Origin of the sequence: Chryseobacterium sp. RU33C (genome assembly GCF_900156015.1) — a bacterium.
In the GTDB taxonomy this organism is placed as follows: domain Bacteria; phylum Bacteroidota; class Bacteroidia; order Flavobacteriales; family Weeksellaceae; genus Chryseobacterium; species Chryseobacterium candidae.
In genome coordinates this window covers 37,113-53,434 of record NZ_FTMT01000014.1, presented here as the reverse complement: position 1 = coordinate 53,434, position 16,322 = coordinate 37,113, and the positions used below count along the sequence as shown (strand labels likewise).

Annotated in this window: 13 protein-coding genes; 4 read left to right on the top strand and 9 right to left on the bottom strand. The window is 36.3% G+C overall.

Annotation, left to right across the window (positions count from 1 at the left end; all coding sequences use genetic code 11):
• Window positions 1–67: 67 nt before the first annotated feature.
• The gene (locus BW946_RS12735) at window positions 68–2,869 is read right to left on the bottom strand and encodes a GH92 family glycosyl hydrolase (protein WP_076596550.1); all 2,802 of its coding nucleotides are present in this window, start codon (window positions 2,867–2,869) and stop codon (window positions 68–70) included.
• A 93-nt stretch (window positions 2,870–2,962) separates the two neighbouring features.
• Between BW946_RS12735 and BW946_RS12730 the strand changes: the two genes are divergently transcribed.
• The 3 genes from BW946_RS12730 (at window position 2,963) to BW946_RS12720 (ending at window position 7,040) form a co-directional block, all read left to right on the top strand.
• Window positions 2,963–5,305 (top strand): outer membrane beta-barrel family protein, encoded by a 2,343-nt coding sequence (locus BW946_RS12730; RefSeq protein WP_076596549.1) that lies wholly within the window; start codon window positions 2,963–2,965, stop codon window positions 5,303–5,305.
• A 332-nt stretch (window positions 5,306–5,637) separates the two neighbouring features.
• Window positions 5,638–6,744 carry an Mrp/NBP35 family ATP-binding protein gene (locus BW946_RS12725; RefSeq protein ID WP_076596548.1) on the top strand — a complete coding sequence of 369 codons (1,107 nt, stop codon included), beginning with the start codon at window positions 5,638–5,640 and terminating at the stop codon, window positions 6,742–6,744.
• A 47-nt stretch (window positions 6,745–6,791) separates the two neighbouring features.
• Window positions 6,792–7,040, top strand: a complete 249-nt coding sequence (locus BW946_RS12720) for a NifU family protein (protein ID WP_076596547.1) — start codon at window positions 6,792–6,794, stop codon at window positions 7,038–7,040.
• A 127-nt stretch (window positions 7,041–7,167) separates the two neighbouring features.
• On the opposite strand, the gene BW946_RS12715 is transcribed toward BW946_RS12720, so the two are convergent.
• The 6 genes from BW946_RS12715 to BW946_RS12695 all read right to left on the bottom strand — a co-directional run bounded on the left by BW946_RS12715 (window position 7,168) and on the right by BW946_RS12695 (window position 13,264).
• A complete protein-coding gene (locus BW946_RS12715) occupies window positions 7,168–7,875 on the bottom strand; it encodes a barstar family protein (protein WP_076596546.1) in 708 nt (235 codons plus the stop codon).
• Between the two features lie 24 nt (window positions 7,876–7,899).
• The gene (locus BW946_RS12710; protein ID WP_083688868.1) at window positions 7,900–8,292 is read right to left on the bottom strand and encodes a DUF3060 domain-containing protein; all 393 of its coding nucleotides are present in this window, start codon (window positions 8,290–8,292) and stop codon (window positions 7,900–7,902) included.
• A gap of 174 nt (window positions 8,293–8,466) precedes the next feature.
• Complete coding sequence (locus tag BW946_RS12705) at window positions 8,467–11,505, bottom strand: choice-of-anchor I family protein (protein ID WP_076596545.1); 3,039 nt, start codon at window positions 11,503–11,505, stop codon at window positions 8,467–8,469.
• Window positions 11,506–11,645: 140 nt separating this feature from the next.
• On the bottom strand, window positions 11,646–11,795 hold the full coding sequence (locus BW946_RS21430; RefSeq protein WP_170872084.1) for a hypothetical protein: 150 nt from the start codon (window positions 11,793–11,795) through the stop codon (window positions 11,646–11,648).
• The gene (locus BW946_RS12700) at window positions 11,792–12,445 is read right to left on the bottom strand and encodes an NAD-dependent epimerase/dehydratase family protein (RefSeq protein ID WP_076596544.1); all 654 of its coding nucleotides are present in this window, start codon (window positions 12,443–12,445) and stop codon (window positions 11,792–11,794) included. The genes BW946_RS21430 and BW946_RS12700 overlap by 4 nt, the downstream gene beginning before the upstream one ends.
• 306 nt (window positions 12,446–12,751) lie before the next feature.
• Entirely contained in the window at window positions 12,752–13,264 is a 513-nt protein-coding gene (locus BW946_RS12695; RefSeq protein ID WP_076596543.1) for a thioredoxin family protein, read from the bottom strand.
• A 580-nt stretch (window positions 13,265–13,844) separates the two neighbouring features.
• On the opposite strand from BW946_RS12695, the gene BW946_RS21685 reads away from it, so the two are divergent.
• On the top strand, window positions 13,845–14,177 hold the full coding sequence (locus BW946_RS21685) for a hypothetical protein (RefSeq protein ID WP_228402577.1): 333 nt from the start codon (window positions 13,845–13,847) through the stop codon (window positions 14,175–14,177).
• 18 nt (window positions 14,178–14,195) lie between these two features.
• Here the strand turns inward: BW946_RS21685 and BW946_RS12685 are convergent, their stop codons facing one another.
• The gene (locus BW946_RS12685) at window positions 14,196–15,305 is read right to left on the bottom strand and encodes a heparan-alpha-glucosaminide N-acetyltransferase domain-containing protein (protein WP_076596542.1); all 1,110 of its coding nucleotides are present in this window, start codon (window positions 15,303–15,305) and stop codon (window positions 14,196–14,198) included.
• 250 nt (window positions 15,306–15,555) lie between these two features.
• Window positions 15,556–16,317: an aspartate/glutamate racemase family protein gene (locus BW946_RS12680; protein WP_083688867.1), complete on the bottom strand. Its 762-nt coding sequence runs from the start codon at window positions 16,315–16,317 to the stop codon at window positions 15,556–15,558.
• Between the last annotated feature and the right edge of the window lie 5 nt (window positions 16,318–16,322).

Sequence of the window (16,322 nt, the reverse complement as noted above, 5' to 3'; positions counted from 1 at the left end):
TTTTACAAATGGACTATAGGAAGTAATTTGTCAAATAGAAACCTCCATCTTCACTCTTCCATCTTCCTTACTTAACAGTAATTTCATCAATAAAGATATAAGCATCACCACCTGCTCCCTGGTGCCATTCCGGAAGTTTTCCGAAATAGTACGCTTTTACTTTAACGTATCGGGCTTCGGTAGGAAGAATTTCTGTAGAAAAGTTTTTGACCTGTACTTTTTCGTCTTTAGGATCAACATCGTTGTCGACGGTTTTCAGAAGGACAAAATCTTTTCCGTTCATGGAGGCATAATATTCTACTTTTTTAGGCATCAGAATCCAGGCTCTGCTGTCCTGAAGGTAAGTGGAAGATAATGATTTTATGTTCTGAGGGGATTTAAGATCAATAATAGCTTCAAAATTTTGGCCCTGATAACCATGCCATTCACCCTTTCTCCAGTTAACATCTCCTCTGATTCCGTCGATAAGAGCAAGGTTTCCGGTAGCGCTGTACTGTGGAGTTACTTTTGACAGGATATTAATATCCCAATAATTAGGTCTTCTGTTGAAATGAGCTGTGGTTACAGAACTTTTTTCGCCGTTTCTTTCAGCATAAGCCATTACCTGAGTGGTTTTAGTGATGGAGAATGGTCCTTTATAAGTTGAGAACGTCTTTCTTTTATTGCTGTCACTGTCATCCATTGTCATATAATATATCTTGTCATTTGGGTTCAATGGAGTGATTTCAACTTTGGTAGAAAAATCAAAAATTCTGTCTGCAGCAATTACTGGTGAAGCGGTTTGTTCAGCATATTTAAAATCTTTAGCAGGTTTTATATTTTCGAATCCTAATTTTTTAAGTTCAGCTCTGCCGGTATTTTTAGTAATTGTTCTTGTAGTGCCGTCTTCAAGATGAATTTTAATTTCGTCAAAATAGGGCGTTGTGGTTTCCCATTCCGGTAATCCCGGGGTTACAGAATAAATTCCCATGGAGCTTAAAACATACCAGGCACTCATCTGGCCGCAGTCTTCATTTCCGATGAGGCCGTCAGGTGTATTTTTATAAAAATGATCAAGAATGTATTTGATTTTGGCATCTGTTTTTTCAGGCTTATCTACAAAATTGTACAGATAGGCAATATGATGGCTTGGTTCATTTCCCTGTGCATACTGTCCCATTAATCCTGTAATGTCTACCTGTTCTCTTCCTGTTGTTTTATCAGGAGCAGTAAATATGGCATCAATGAACTGTTCGAACTTTTCTTTCCCTCCATGAGCTGCAATAAGCCCGGGAATATCCTGCTGTACAGAATAAGAGTAATGCCACGAATTTCCTTCCGTATAATTGTTGTTGACTTCTCTTGGATCAAAAGGTTCATACCAGTTTCCGTTTTTTCTAGGCTGCATAAACCCTGTTTTAGGATTGTACAGGTTTTTCCAGTTCTGAGAACGTTGCATGAAATACTGATATTCTTCTTTCTTGCCTAAAATTTTTGCCATCTGAGCAATACACCAGTCATCATAAGCGTATTCTACAGTTTTGGAAACACTTTCATGTTCGTCATCTATGCTGATGTAATGATTCTGTTTATAAGCATTCAATCCAAAAATATCCTGCATTGCCGATCCTTTGGCAGCCTGAAACGCTTTTTCATAATCAAATCCCTGAATTCCTTTCGCCATAGCATCTGCAATCACAGAAACAGAGTGGTAGCCAATCATACATTCTGTTTCATTTGAAGCCAGCTCCCATACCGGAAGTTTTCCTCCATGTTCGTATTGTTTGATGAAGGTATTGATAAAATCAGCAGTTCTTTTTCTGTCGATTAAAGTCATCAGCGGATGAGCACCTCTGAAGGTATCCCAAAGGGAAAATACGGTGTAATAATTAAAACCATTGGTGGTATAAAGCTTGTTATCTCTGCCTCGGTATTTTCCGTCAACATCCATATTAATGTTTGGTTGTGTGAAAACATGATAAAGAGCGGTATAAAAAACGGCTAATTTGTTTTTATCATCAGATTTCACCTCAATTTTGGAAAGTTCTTTATCCCAATTCGTTTCTGCCTGTTTTTTTACAGCATCGAAATCTTTCGATTGTCCTTCTGCCAGCATATTCTTTTCTGCACCTTCATAGCCTGTAGGAGAAATAGCAACTTTTACATTGATCTTTTCTCCTTTTTTAACATTGGTGGAGAATGCCAGGGCAAGCTTTGTTCCGGTAAAAAGATTGTTTTCCTGTTTTCCGTTAGCCTCTTTTTTTGAAATTTTCATCGGTTTTGAAAACTCAATTCTGGCATAAATATACTGGTTGTTGGCCCATGCTTCGCTTCTTCTGAACACTTCAATCGTTTTATCATCAATAATCTTTACTTCACCTTCCAGAAGTTTATCTCTGTGGTTAAGATCTAAGATAATATTGGCATTCCCGGCATTGTTAAATGTGTATTCATGATAACCGACTCTTTTTGTTGTTGTAAGACGAACATCAATATTGTTCTTACCTAACTTGACAGCATAAAATCCCGCTGTTGCTTTTTCATTTTTATGCGAAAATTTTGAAGAATAGTCTTTGCTGTTCAGGCTAGGATTTCCCATGGTGGGCATCAGCATAATGTCTCCGTAATCTGAAACTCCTGTACCGTTCAGGTGGGTATGAGAAAAACCATAGATCACAGAATCCGAATAATGATATCCGCTGCATCCGTCCCAGCTGCCGTCTATTCTTGTATCCGGAGAAAGCTGCACCATTCCGAAAGGAACAATAGCACCCGGAAAAGTATGGCCATGGCCTCCGGTTCCGATAAACGGATTAACATATTGGGAGTAATTCTGTGCAGAAATAATTTGGGTAATAAATAGAGAAAATGCAATAAGGCCTTTTTTCATGTTCTGATTTTATGAAGCGAAGATATTGAAAAACAGTAAAAGTGATGTAATAAAAGATAATCACGGTTTGTCTTATTAAAAACGATATAATTCATGAAGAAGATAGTACTTGCTGTGATCATACTGCTGCCAGCCGTTGCCTTAGCTCAAAGGATAACAGGGAAAATCACTCAAACCGGAAATCCTGTTCCTTACGTTGAGGTAATTGCGGTCAAAAATCAGAAAAAGCAAACCGTTATTTCGGATGAAAAAGGAAATTTTTCACTGAGACTTTCAGAAAACGGAAACTATAATATTACGCTTATCCGGGATGGTATTGAAATATCCAATCAAGATATTGCGATCAACGGAACAGTAAAACAGGACTTTTTTATTGAAAAAAAGAATGAAAAACAAATCGAAGGGGTTACACTTACTGCCAGAAAAAAACTGATCGAAAGAAAAGCAGACAGACTGGTTTTCAATGTATCCAACTCTGTTGCCTCACAGGGAATGGATGCGGCGGATGCTCTTGCGACAACTCCTTTGGTAAAAGTAGATGATCACACCGGTGTTTCCATTGTCGGGAAAAGTGGAGTAGCAGTAATGATTAACGACAGAATTCTGAATTTATCTGATGCAGAACTTGTCACCTACCTGAAAAGTCTCAGATCCGAAAATATTGAAAAAATTGAAGTCATCACAGCACCTCCCGCCAAATATGAAGCGCAGGGAAACAGCGGCCTGATTAATATTGTTTTAAAGAAAAATCAAAACCTCGGGTGGAGTGGAAGTTTTACCAGCAGTCTTCAGCAGCAGACCTATACCGGGACTTCAAACAGTGTAACAGCCAATTATCAGAATGAAAAACTTCGTACTTCATTAAAGCTGAGGCAGAATAAAAATGAAAAACATTCCTATGAAAACTATTGGATAGAAGGAGCAGACGGCCTTAAAAGTAATGATAACAGAAGAGATTTCGGAGATGGGCTTGGAGCCAATTTGAGTCTGGATTATCTGCTTAATAAGAAGTCCAATATCGGATTTATTTATGATTTCGGTTTCGGACATTCCAATATGGATATCAGGAATACTTCCAACTATTTTCAGAATGGGATTTATACGAATACACTTCTGACTGATGCGGAGCACAGAGCTACGGCGAGACAACATACTGCCAGTGCTTATTATGATCTGAAATTCGGAAAGCAGGATCATAAGCTGAGTATTACCGGAAATTATTTTTCCAACACTCCCGAAAGTATTATTGATTTTGCTACTACAGAAAATTCAGGAGATAAATTTGTAGTAAAATCACCGTCTATGGTAGAGTATAAAATTTATTCCGGACAGGCGGATCTTACACTGCCTTATCAGTTTGCAAAGACAGAAACAGGAGTGAAATTCACTAATTTTGATAATAATTCCAGTATATTCTATCAGAACTTAACGAACGGACAATATATCACAGATCCTCTGAAAAGCAATGAATTTGAATATAACGAGAAAAATTATGCAGCTTATATCAGTTTTGAAAAATCATTCAGTGAAAAATGGTCTGCAAAAGCGGGTTTACGCTATGAATATTCTGTGGTGAACGGAAACTCTTTAACTTCCGGACAGCAGACTGAAAACTCGTACGGAAAATTTTTTCCTACGGCCTATATCAGCTATAAAAGCAATGAAAATCACACTTTTAATATGAATTATTCCAAAAGAATCAACAGACCGGGATTCCGGGCGATTAATCCATACCGCTGGTACATCAATATCAATTCTTATTTTACCGGAAACCCTTTCCTGAAGCCTTCTATCAATCATAATTTTGAACTTTCCTATGTGTATAAAGGAAAATTATCGGCATCAGCGTATTTTCAGAGAACCGTAGAAGCATTCGGTCAGTTGGCCAATCTGAAAGGGGAAAACAGGGTAAGTACTTTTGAAAACTATTACCATCAGAACAGTATGGGAGCTTCGCTTACCTATTCTGATACTTTTTTCAAAAAATGGGAAGCCAATTTTTCTGCCAATTATTCTTATATGAGCTCAGATGTCTTTGCAACGGATGCCCTTTCCAGAAAAGGAAATAGTTATGATTTCGATTTTCAGAATAATATATCGCTCAACGCCGGAAAAACAGTACAGTTTATCTTAAATTACTGGTTCCGTCTGCCTTCCAATTCAGGAAATTCCTATATGAAGTTTGCAGGAAATCTTACCTCAGGTCTGAAGCTTAATCTTATGGAAAAAAGCCTTCAGCTTAATGTATTTGTTTCAGATATCTTAAAGCAGGGGAAAAGTCTGGGTGAAATTTATTATACCACAGGAACTCATTCTTACAACAATTACTACGATGCCCGAAGACTTACTGTATCAGCAACCTATACTTTCGGAAATAAAAAAGTAAAAGGAACGGAACGCAATGTAAGGTTTGATGAGAAAAACAGAGCCAACTGATAATCCGTATTCATATTTTTAAAGTTTTCTTAAGTATTTTCATACACAATTGTGCATTATCAATGTCCTGCTGGGAAGCTTTTGAAGGATCACCGGCGAGGTCATACCATTTGAACTTTATATTCCAACCATAGAAATTCCTTTTGGCTATGCCTATTGGGAAGGATAATGGCTTGTTTTCATATCAGCTGTTTTCCAGAGTTGGCGTGGTATCAGAATAAAAAAACAGAATAAGAAATTTTTAACGATCTGATTTATCACCTGATATTATAGATTTTATTGATTCTAAATTACCGAAAAAATCCGTAAATTTGTAAACAATTTATATTTATATGTTGACGAAAGAAAAGGTTCAGGAATTCCTTAAAGAAATAGAAGTAGACGATTTGGTGAATAACCTTCAGATTATGGGTAACGATGTTTATATCGACATGACTGCCCATTCGCCTGCCATGCACGAAAAGAAAAAGCTGGAGGCTGCCATGAAACAGGCTTTTGCCAGTGAGTTTGGAGAAGACATTCATTTAAAACTTAAAATCGTTTCTCCGGAGCCTAGTGAAATTCAGCAAAGTCAGATCAAAGGAAAACAAATTCCGGGAATTCAAAATATTATCGCTATTGCTTCCGGTAAAGGAGGAGTAGGGAAATCTACCGTTTCTGCAAATATAGCAGTAACGCTTGCTAAAATGGGCTTTAAAGTAGGATTATTGGATGCCGATATCTATGGTCCTTCAGTGCCTACCATGTTTGATACAGAGGGGCAAAAACCAATTTCTGTAGAAGTAAATGGTAAGAATCTGATGAAGCCTATCGAGAATTATGGGGTAAAAATGCTTTCAATAGGATACTTCTCAGGAGCCAATCAGGCTGTAGTATGGAGAGGGCCAATGGCATCAAAAGCTTTAAACCAGATGATCAGAGATGCTGCCTGGGGAGAACTGGATTTTTTATTAATTGACCTTCCTCCGGGAACAGGGGATATTCACTTGTCAATTATTCAGGAAGTGCCGGTAACAGGAGCGGTCATTGTAAGTACACCTCAGCATGTTGCATTGGCAGACGTAAGAAAAGGAATTGCTATGTTCCAGATGGAAAGTATCAATATCCCGGTTCTTGGTTTGATCGAAAATATGGCGTATTTTACACCGGAAGAACTTCCTGACAATAAATATTATATCTTTGGAAACCAGGGAGCACAATATTTAGCGGAAGATCTTGGAATTCCGGTATTGGGAGAAATTCCATTGATCCAGAGCATCAGAGAAGCAGGAGACGTCGGAAGACCGGCAGCGCTTCAGGAAGGATCTAAAATTGCAGATATCTACACAGAAACTGCCAGAAAAATGGTAGAAAGTTTAGTGGAAAGAAATAAAAATCTTCCTCCTACTGAAGCGGTGAAGATTTCCACGATGGCAGGATGCTCACCAAAAGCAAAATAATAATAATTTCAATAAAATTTGAAAAAACCGAATTGAACTGAAAAAATATGGAAACAAACATAACACACGAAGATATCGTAACAAGAGTAATGGAAGCTCTGGAAAGCATCAGACCGTTTTTGAATAAAGACGGAGGTGATATTGAGCTTATTGATGTGAAAGATAATCAGGTGTTTGTGAAACTTTTAGGTAACTGTTCCGGATGTTCATTGAATTTTTCAACCTTAAAACTAGGTGTTGAAAATACAATCAAACAACATGCTCCGGAAATCGAAAAGGTAATCAACGTAGAGTAAAATATATCTGAGATATTTTTATGAGACAGGCTTTTTTTAAGGCCTGTCTTTTTATTTGCATATTTAGTCTGCTAAGCTTCCCAAACCTGACGGGTTTTAAAAACCCGTCAGGTTTCCGATGATAAAATCAGTTCAGGAGAACTTTTATATTATGATCTTCAAAAATCTCAACGATTTGTTTAAACTTTGTTTTCAGTAATTTTTTACTTTTTTTATGATTTACCCAATGGAGTTCTGAAATAGATTTTATCCCAAAGCCACCACTGAGACAATCAGAAAGGGTAGGTAAATTGCGTCCGAAATATCCTGTGATTCCATGGATTTCTTCTCCAAGTGTGCAGAAAAAACCATCTAAGCTGTGAAATTCATTTCCATCAATTTGAATGTTAATATTTTCTCTGATTATTTCAGGTTTACAAAAATGTAAAGAATAAACAAGCCATCCCTGAAGTTCGTCTTTTCTAAAGTTTTTCCAGATATTTTTTTCAATCATTTCATTATTGAGTTTCATATCAGTAGCTTTTTGATATCCTTTAGGCCTAGTCCATGCAAAACCATTTAAAATGATATTTTTTTTGGATTTGCTTATTTTTATATTACTGATAAAAGTACCCGATATAATATTATTTTCCTGATCAAGGTTGTAAATGAAACCATTGTTTTCATAAATTTCAGAGGCATTTTCTATAGCAGAAATAAGACTGGGTACGTTATGAACATTCATTAGTCTTACTTTTTTATAAGCAATAGGGTTAGCTCCTTCAATATTCTTTACCTGATCTATTAATGTGATAATTTCAGGACAATTTCCAGTATCTAATGCAAATCCAAACATGCAATGAGGCTTTTCTAACTATGTTTATTGTTTTACAACCTTATTTCCTACTCCCGTAATAGAAACATCCGGCTTTCCCGATTTTGTTCCGGAAGTTCGGTAGTAGATCATATTGCCGCCGCCTTCCATGGAAACTTTATCCACTTTATCGATGTATACTTGATTACCTGTTCCTGAAACCGTAATTTTTTTAGCACTTCCTTTCACTGTTAAGGTGTTGTCACCACCTTCTACCTCAACAACGCCTCCATTGAGAGTGTAATTGAGCTTGTGGCCCACACCTTCTACATGTACAACCTTATCGCTTTCTGTTTTTTTTACCCCTTTTGTAGATTCTGCTTTTCTGGATTGTGAAAAAGCAGTAGCTGTTCCCAGCAGCAGGAAACAAAGAATTCCTGCAGTTTTAATATTTTTCATTGTGAATTGGGTTTTTGTTCAGGATAAATATAGATATAAAATGCTTTGTTCAGGCATTTCAAAAGTTAAATCATTGTAAATAAAAAGTCTTCATACGCATATTCTAGATTCAATAATAAAAAAGCTTCGGATTTTCCGAAGCTTTACAATAGAATGGCGTGTTATAATATATATTTACTTTACAATAACTCTCTTGATCTGTCCTTCCGAAGTTTTTACAAGATAAACTCCAGTAGAAAGATTGGAAGTGCTTATGGTTAAAGCATTCTTTTCCTTTCTGATTAATTTTCCGGACATATCGTACAATTCATAATTCTGTTTTCTGTTGAAATAAAGCGTATTTCCTTTGTTGACAGGGTTTGGAAATATATTGAAGGTCGCCTGTTCAGCTTTTATTTCACCAGATCCAAGTGTTGCAGGCGTGGCTACTTCATACATGGATAAAGTTCCGCTGATTTCATTGGCAATAATCACATAGCCTTTATGGGTAGTCGTATTTTCAGGAGCGATGTAAATGATTCCTTCTGGACCATTATCTCCTCCGTATGCGGAGGTAGAACGCGAATTCTTATAATCTGTAAAAGTAGGATTATTAGGATCTGTAATATTATAAACCATAACACCTCCTGTTCTTTCTAATGTAATAAAAGCATAAGTCTGCCCGTTGATATTTCCTAATGCCACCCCTTCCGGTTCAGGACCTTTAGCACGGCTTCGGTTTTTGACAGCATTGGATTCATTATCCGCATTGAAAATTAAGGACTGATAAGCTGCAATATATCGTTCAAACTGATCACCACTATCGTAGACAATCTGCTTGGTATCTGCATTGAAAATGGAGAATGAACGAGCTCCTAATGCTGCAATTTCTTCAAATTCTGTATCTCCGTCTGTATTTCCTGTCGCAGAGGAAACCCTGAATCTTCCAAGATTATAAGATGCTTTTAAGATGCTTGAATTAGGGAAAGATACAGGGTCTAAAGTATAATTATTAGCTCCCACAGTCGTTCTTTCGCTGAATCCTGAAAGATCTTTTTCATCACCTTCATTAGCGGTTACAATATAGTTGGTGTTTCCTACCTTATAATTTTGTACTGCATCCGGTACATAATAGGCTTTTACCGGCCAGTTGGAAATTAACACCTCACCATTATTGTCTGAAGCATCCAATCCGTTACCCGGAATGCTCATGTCTTTTTTGCCCAATCCCCAGATGCCTGTGATCGTTTTGTTAGCCAGATTAATCTCAGCAATCGCATTGTTTTCCTGAAGCGTAACCCATGCTTTCTGACTGTCGGCACTGATGGTGACATATTCAGGCTCCAGATCCTGAGAAAGGGTATTATTCGTTCTTACTTTTCTTAAACCGGTAGCTGTTAATGCTGCTATCTGAGAATCAAAACTATTGAAGTTAAGAGTCGTTACATTACTTTGGGTAAGGTTTCCGACACCTCCGGAAATGTCAATGATACTGATGGTACCTTCAGGATCTATCGTATAAGCATCATTAGGCTCACCTTCGTTTGCCGTAACAACTTTGGTCCCGTCAGGGGAAAATGTTACCATGTCCGGTAAAGCTCCTACAGTTACCTGCTTTAGGAAGTTACCGTTGATGTCAAAAAAGACTACAGATCCATTTTGCTGAGGATCAGTGTTAGGAGATGCGGCTGCAATGATTCCGTTTTTCACGGCGATGCTTGTAATACCTCCATAAGGAGCCATATTCACTGTTTTTATGACTGAGGGTATTGAAGGATTACTGAAATCAATAATATCAAAAACATCCGTAATGGAGCTGATCGTAAATAAGCGTTGTGTTGACGGATCATGAACTACAATTTCCGTAGAACTGTTATTATTTCCTGAAGGATCAAAACTTAGGAGATAATTCAGCTGAATCTGATGGGAAGGAACCGGAGCCGGTTTATCATTGTCTACAATATAAACGGTTGCAGAATTGTCTCCTGAAATAGTTGCTCCAACAGGATTTTCAAGACTCACAACAAAATATTCGGCCTGCTGTTCTGACACTGTGTCATCAATAATAGGGATATTAACGGTATAACTCGTTGTAGACGGAGTGATGTTAATAGTCTGATTGGCCAGTGTAAAATCATTGCTGTCTGCTGTACTGAAAGGTGTTGGTTTTACAACAAGGTTTACCGAAGAGGTCGAAGGATTGTTGATATTAATTTTTAATGTAAGATTTCCGGCATTTTCATTGACTTTGACGAAATTCTTTTCCAAAGAAATTGTAGTTCCGGCAGTGGTAAAAGTACTGGAAGTAACAGCCGTAATTCCATTATCATTAAAATCTTCTACCATATTGGGTTTAAGAGCTAAATAGTAGGTTTGCCCTGGCACAAGTCCGGAAGCAGGAATTACCGTAATGGTATTGTTAGTAAAAGTCGTGGTGAAAGGAACTTGTGTACCTGAAGAATTTCCCAGACGGAAATCTATAAGATTCTGTGCATTAGAATTATTGATTGCGGAATTATCTGTTAATCTTATATTTTCATTAAAAGATAACGTAGGGTTTACAGTAGTTGAAGCATTATTAGTACTATTAGCAGGAAGATAAGTAACCGTTGGTGGAGTAGTGTCAAGACTACCTGCAGGAGTAGCATCTACTGTAAAGTTGTCAAAACGGTTATTTCCTCCTGTTCCGCCTCCGGTTGCAGAAAATTCTACTTTCAATTTAAAATTAGGATTGTTATTCGCTAACTGTATAGCAGAAAAATCAAGAGTTACAAGCTGTGGATCGGCATCCTGAGGACTCACAGTCTGGAATGGTATAAAAGTATTTCCGTCTGTGGAGTAAGACCAGGCCTGTGTACCCGCTCCCTGGCCGGATCTTCTGGTCGTGAACTTAATAATGACATTATTGTAACCTGTTGTAGGAAGATTAAATTGCAAAGCTCCTCCAATCGGATTATTAAATCTTAAGTGGGTGCCTGAACCATCACCATTTCTGGCATTTAAATTTTGCACGCTGAAATTCTGTCCGGTACCGCCGGCAAAATCAATTATACTTGTACCTCCTGCTAAAGCTGCAAGAGAACCATTCACCATAGTAGAAGTGGGTGTGGTAACAGTAGCCGCAGAAGTATTATTGTTAAAATTCCAGTAATGAATCAGTGTCTGCCCGAAAAGACTGCTCTGAAAGAAGAATGTGGCAATTACAGACCCTTTTAATAGGTAGTTGTTGATCATTTTTTGTTTCAATTAGATGAATACAAAAATGAACTTTATGTTTCGCAATTATTTTAATGGAATTTTAAGAAATGTTTAAAAAATAGGTTTATTTCCGATAAAGATAAGATGATATTCGAATGAGAAATTTCAGAATGAGATTATTTTCCTGATTTTCCGGAAAAGTTTAAAATCCTTCCTGATTTATTTCCTTCCAAAGGATGTTTTTGCATATAAAAATATCCTGAAACAGCATTCACAAGCAACAGTACAAAAATAACCAGAACAATTCTTTTTAACATGCCTCTCATAGTGCTAAATTTTTTATATCTCTAATTTCTAAAGTAGATGTAGGGTATCCTTTTTGTGTCACATAGATCATTGCTCTACCCACCTCCTGTAAAGTTAATGATTTTGACTGAAAAAATACTGGGAAAATCCAAATAAAAGGTTTAAAAAACCATTTTACATTGGTTTGACCCTCAACAGGTTTCATAAATCCGGGACGGAAATTATATGTGCCTCTGAAATTCATTCTTTTCAAATCATTCTCCGTTCTGCCTTTTACGCGTGCCCACATCAGTTTTCCGCTCTCTGTACTGTCTGTGCTTGCCCCGGAAACATAGTTGAACACCATTTCAGGATTTTGGTTCAAAACAGCTTTTGCAAAATGAAGGGTTGTATCGTAAGTAATTTTGGTGTAGTCTTCTTCATTTATACCTATACTGCTGATTCCTGCACAGAAAAAACAGGCATCATACCCTTTCAGTTTTTCATCATGAAGGGCGATTGAAAGAAAGTCAGGGATAAGGTATTCTTTTAACTTGGGATGTGTTTTTCCAGAGGGCTTTCTGCTTATGCTCAGGATTTCAGAAACTTCTGGATTTTCAAGACATTCCATTAAAATACCTTCACCTACCATTCCTGTAGCGCCTGTAAGAATTATTTTGATTGGGTTCATTTGCTTTGCTATTGATATAGGAATGACGGATAGGGATGGAGATTTACTTTAAAAATTCAGAAAAATTTTATAAAGATAAAAGATAAAAGATAAAAGATAAAAGATATGGTGTTAAAATTCAATAGGGGTGGGCTTTATCCATCTTTAAAAATGACAAATAGCCAAAACTTAATAAAAGAAGAGACTGTATAGATTGCTTCGTCGCTTCGCTCCTCGCAATGTCATTGCTGGAAATAGATGCCAAAATAAAAAGTGTCTAACTTTTTGAGGGCAGTCCAGAAATTTCCCAGGGATTTTAGTTAGTTATTATTTTTTCACAAATACTTTCTCTATGGCCAGTGATTCTTCAGTACTCAGTTTTGAGGCTTTCCCCAGTTTGGCAATAAAAGTATTTACTTCTTCCGGTGTGGCTGGTGATCCCAGATTTTCTTCTTTATCATCAAAAGAGTCTGCCAACACTTCTCCCTTTGGGTTTAGAATTACCCAGAAAGGAAGTCCTGCATTTCCGCCTTTATATTTATTCATCAGCTCTTGTCCACCAGGATTTTCAAGGCTTTTCTTATCTCCTCTTTCCTGAACGTCTACATAGGCTGTGACAAATCTTTTATTAAAAACGGGCTTGGTTTCCGGAAGATCCATATTCTTTTCCATTGTCTTACACCATTTGCACCAGGAAGCATGGAAAACAAGCAAAACATTTTTATTTCCAGCTTTAGCTTCTTTAAAAGCCTTATTTAATACAACATCTGCTTTTTCCTGTGCTGCGCCCAACTGAAACAATAACAGGGTTACAATGATAATAATTTTTGAGTATTTCATTCTGATTTTTTTGTTTAAAACTTACACGAATTTAGATATTTTTCCTATCAATATAACTTCATATTTTATTAATTTATCCCTTTTTAGTCATAATAGCTTCGACAGGCTCAGCCTGACAACGCTCAAAAATTCGGGTTGGTATTCGGCTTGTCACCGTGAGCCTGTTGAAGGGTTCTCAATAAGAAAACCTTTGTTAATCATTAATCCCGAGTATTAATTAAAAGGATAAGTCAATTTATTTAAACATTTTGTAATTTAGTAAGCCCTAAGTTCCAATTTCCCCAAATAATTGATATAAGAAAACACTCTAACCAGAAAGTATATTCTGAACCAGGACGGATCATCAGATACATTTTATTCTGGTGTCAACATGAAAATGCAGAAATTCTGATTACAAAAATATTTTTATAATGAAACCGGTCTGGCTGTAACCATTACTTCAGGACAGTTCCATCAGCTAAAATCTGTTGAATGAGAACTTACAGCACTGGAATTTACGCTGGATTTTTTCTGTAAAAGTGACAGTGATATTGAACTTATCTTCCACAATGGCCTCTTTTGTCATTTTGGGATGAATGAAATGATCACTGTACAACATCCTGAATTTTTCTCTGAAACATTGAATACTATTGAAAAAGAAATCCAGGAACAGCCTTATCAGTATCTGATCTCTACACATTCTCTGGTTAAACTGCTCCTGATAGAAATCAACCGCAGTAAAATTGCCCATGGTAATGAGATCTGGAAACCCGATGCTTTATTTTTAAAGTTTCTTGAAAGTGTAAGAAATAATTTTAAAAATAATTATCAGGTCTCTCATTTTGCTGATCTTCTCGGCACTACTGAGGCCAAACTGAATGAGATTTCAAAACTCAACCACAGTAAACTTTCACCGTGGTTTTATAATTTTTGAAAAGATAAGATTGAATTATTATTTCAAAATTCTTTTATCACCTGATATTAAACTGAAGTCTATTAGGGTCTTTTTCTTTCTTATAAGATCCACCAAAGTCTGCATTAAAAAAGTGAGAATAATATATAATAAGATAAGTAGGGATACATATCCAATTTCATGCTGTCTGTATCCGAAAATACCTTTTCCCCATGAAATCAGTATCCATTGGATCATGTACATTGAAGTTAAATTTTTACTGCAGTATTTTAGGATCCGCATAAAGCTATTTTCTTTAACATTGACTGTAATAATATTAATCAGCCATAAAAGCAGTAAAGTCCAGCCTGCAAAATAGACAACGCCTCCGGGCCCCATATGATAAAAGCCATTGTAATGATAATCTCCATATAGAAAAACCAACGGTGCTCCTACCACGATGAATAATAATCCCACATAGAGCATATTTTTAAATAGCTGATTGGTATGGTAGTTCAGTTCCTGAAACCATTTCCCGAAGAACATTCCGATGATGATAAAAGCCATCCATGGAAAAACAGGGAAATAAACATAGGCAGGATAATCAGTATTGAAAAGTAAATCCAGAATATAATTGATCACAGGATAATCCGGATTAATTCCGCTTACCTCTCTGGATATTAATGCAACAAATAAACCTATAGCCAACATGATATACTTATTTTTCACATACTCTCTGATAAATCCGACGAACAATAAAGACATCCCCGCAAGCTGTAAAATATCTCCCAACTGTACCAGATATACGTACTGCTGCTCTATAGGCGCATGCCATCCGTATTTTTGAATAAAATTATCGGGAGCAAAATTAAAAATCACAGGGATCATAAACTTCATAAAGTTCATAAACAGACCCGCAAATACCAGTAAAATGCCCCGTTTTAAAGCACTTATAAGGCTTTGATGGCTGGAAGTCATGAAGGTGATTCCCATACAGATCAGAAAAATAGAAGTTCCCCTTCCGAGAAAAACAATAAAACTGCCGATAGCTGTCTCATATTGTGATTTTACATTCGCATATACCAACAAGGTATGTATAATGATCATTCCGATAACACTTATACCTTTTATTACATCAAGAGTAAGGATTCTTTTGCTTTGTTCTTTCATAGTATTTAGTAAGAATTGTGGATTAAATGGATAAAATTGTATTAATTATATTTATTTATTCTAAATAAAACCAAATATACAAATTAAATACACTTCTCATAATTCATGCCTCAATTTTCATAAAATATTACTATTTTAAATCTTTATTAGCAGTAAAGAAGAATCAGGGCACATATTCTCTCACTCCCGGATATGTAATTTTTCTATGAACCATGCAAAACTAAACAATTAATACTCTATAAATAAGTATTTAAAAATTAATTCCAAGAATAAAATCCGCTCCCATTTGAGCGTGTAATAATGTAGTATTGAACACCGGTATTTTCAAATCATTCTGTCCTACAATAAGAGGGAATTCTGTACACCCCAATATAATACCTTCAGCTCCCATTGCTTCCAGGATTGCAATTTGATCCAGGATATATTTTTTTGTTTCAGGTTTAAAAATACCGAGTGACAGTTCTTTCTGTATAATCCTGTGAAGCTTTTTTCTGTCTTCTTTTTTATCAGGCACTATCATATCAATGTCATATTTTTCTTTAAGGATTTTCTCAATAAATGGTTCCTCCATGGTAAATATTGTCCCAATAAGCCCAACCTTACGGAGTCCTTTCTTTTTAATACCAAAGCCTATCGCATCTCCGATATGCAGTATGGGAATCATGCTATCTGCTTGTACATCATGATACACTTTATGGGGTGTATTTGCACAAAACATTGCGGCAGATGCTCCGGCTTTATACAACTGATCACAAGCTTCAATCAACATTTTTGCTATTAGATCCCAATGATCCGATTGTTGTAATTGATGCATATAATACTGATTTAGATTTACTAATACAAGAGGAGGATTTGTATTATTACTAAAATGATCGTTTATTGTTTGGTTCAGGTGAACATAATATTCAAGCGTCGAATGCCAGGAAAGACCTCCAATAAGACCTAATTTTCGTAACATAGGATGTTGCATATTTTGATGATTTTCTCTAGAACTTGTATTGTAATCAAACATAAATT

Bases quoted from the DNA above. Each gene is read 5' to 3' on its own strand.
- BW946_RS12700 (WP_076596544.1), bottom strand. From the start codon at position 12,445: ATGAACCCAATCAAAATAATTCTTACAGGCGCTACAGGAATGGTAGGT.
- BW946_RS12680 (WP_083688867.1), bottom strand. From the start codon at position 16,317: ATGTTTGATTACAATACAAGTTCTAGAGAAAATCATCAAAATATGCAA.
- BW946_RS21430 (WP_170872084.1), bottom strand. From the start codon at position 11,795: ATGAGAGGCATGTTAAAAAGAATTGTTCTGGTTATTTTTGTACTGTTG.
- BW946_RS12730 (WP_076596549.1), top strand. From the start codon at position 2,963: ATGAAGAAGATAGTACTTGCTGTGATCATACTGCTGCCAGCCGTTGCC.
- BW946_RS12695 (WP_076596543.1), bottom strand. From the start codon at position 13,264: ATGAAATACTCAAAAATTATTATCATTGTAACCCTGTTATTGTTTCAG.
- BW946_RS12685 (WP_076596542.1), bottom strand. From the start codon at position 15,305: ATGAAAGAACAAAGCAAAAGAATCCTTACTCTTGATGTAATAAAAGGT.
- BW946_RS12710 (WP_083688868.1), bottom strand. From the start codon at position 8,292: ATGAAAAATATTAAAACTGCAGGAATTCTTTGTTTCCTGCTGCTGGGA.
- BW946_RS21685 (WP_228402577.1), top strand. From the start codon at position 13,845: ATGATCACTGTACAACATCCTGAATTTTTCTCTGAAACATTGAATACT.
- BW946_RS12725 (WP_076596548.1), top strand. From the start codon at position 5,638: ATGTTGACGAAAGAAAAGGTTCAGGAATTCCTTAAAGAAATAGAAGTA.
- BW946_RS12715 (WP_076596546.1), bottom strand. From the start codon at position 7,875: ATGTTTGGATTTGCATTAGATACTGGAAATTGTCCTGAAATTATCACA.
- BW946_RS12705 (WP_076596545.1), bottom strand. From the start codon at position 11,505: ATGATCAACAACTACCTATTAAAAGGGTCTGTAATTGCCACATTCTTC.
- BW946_RS12735 (WP_076596550.1), bottom strand. From the start codon at position 2,869: ATGAAAAAAGGCCTTATTGCATTTTCTCTATTTATTACCCAAATTATT.
- BW946_RS12720 (WP_076596547.1), top strand. From the start codon at position 6,792: ATGGAAACAAACATAACACACGAAGATATCGTAACAAGAGTAATGGAA.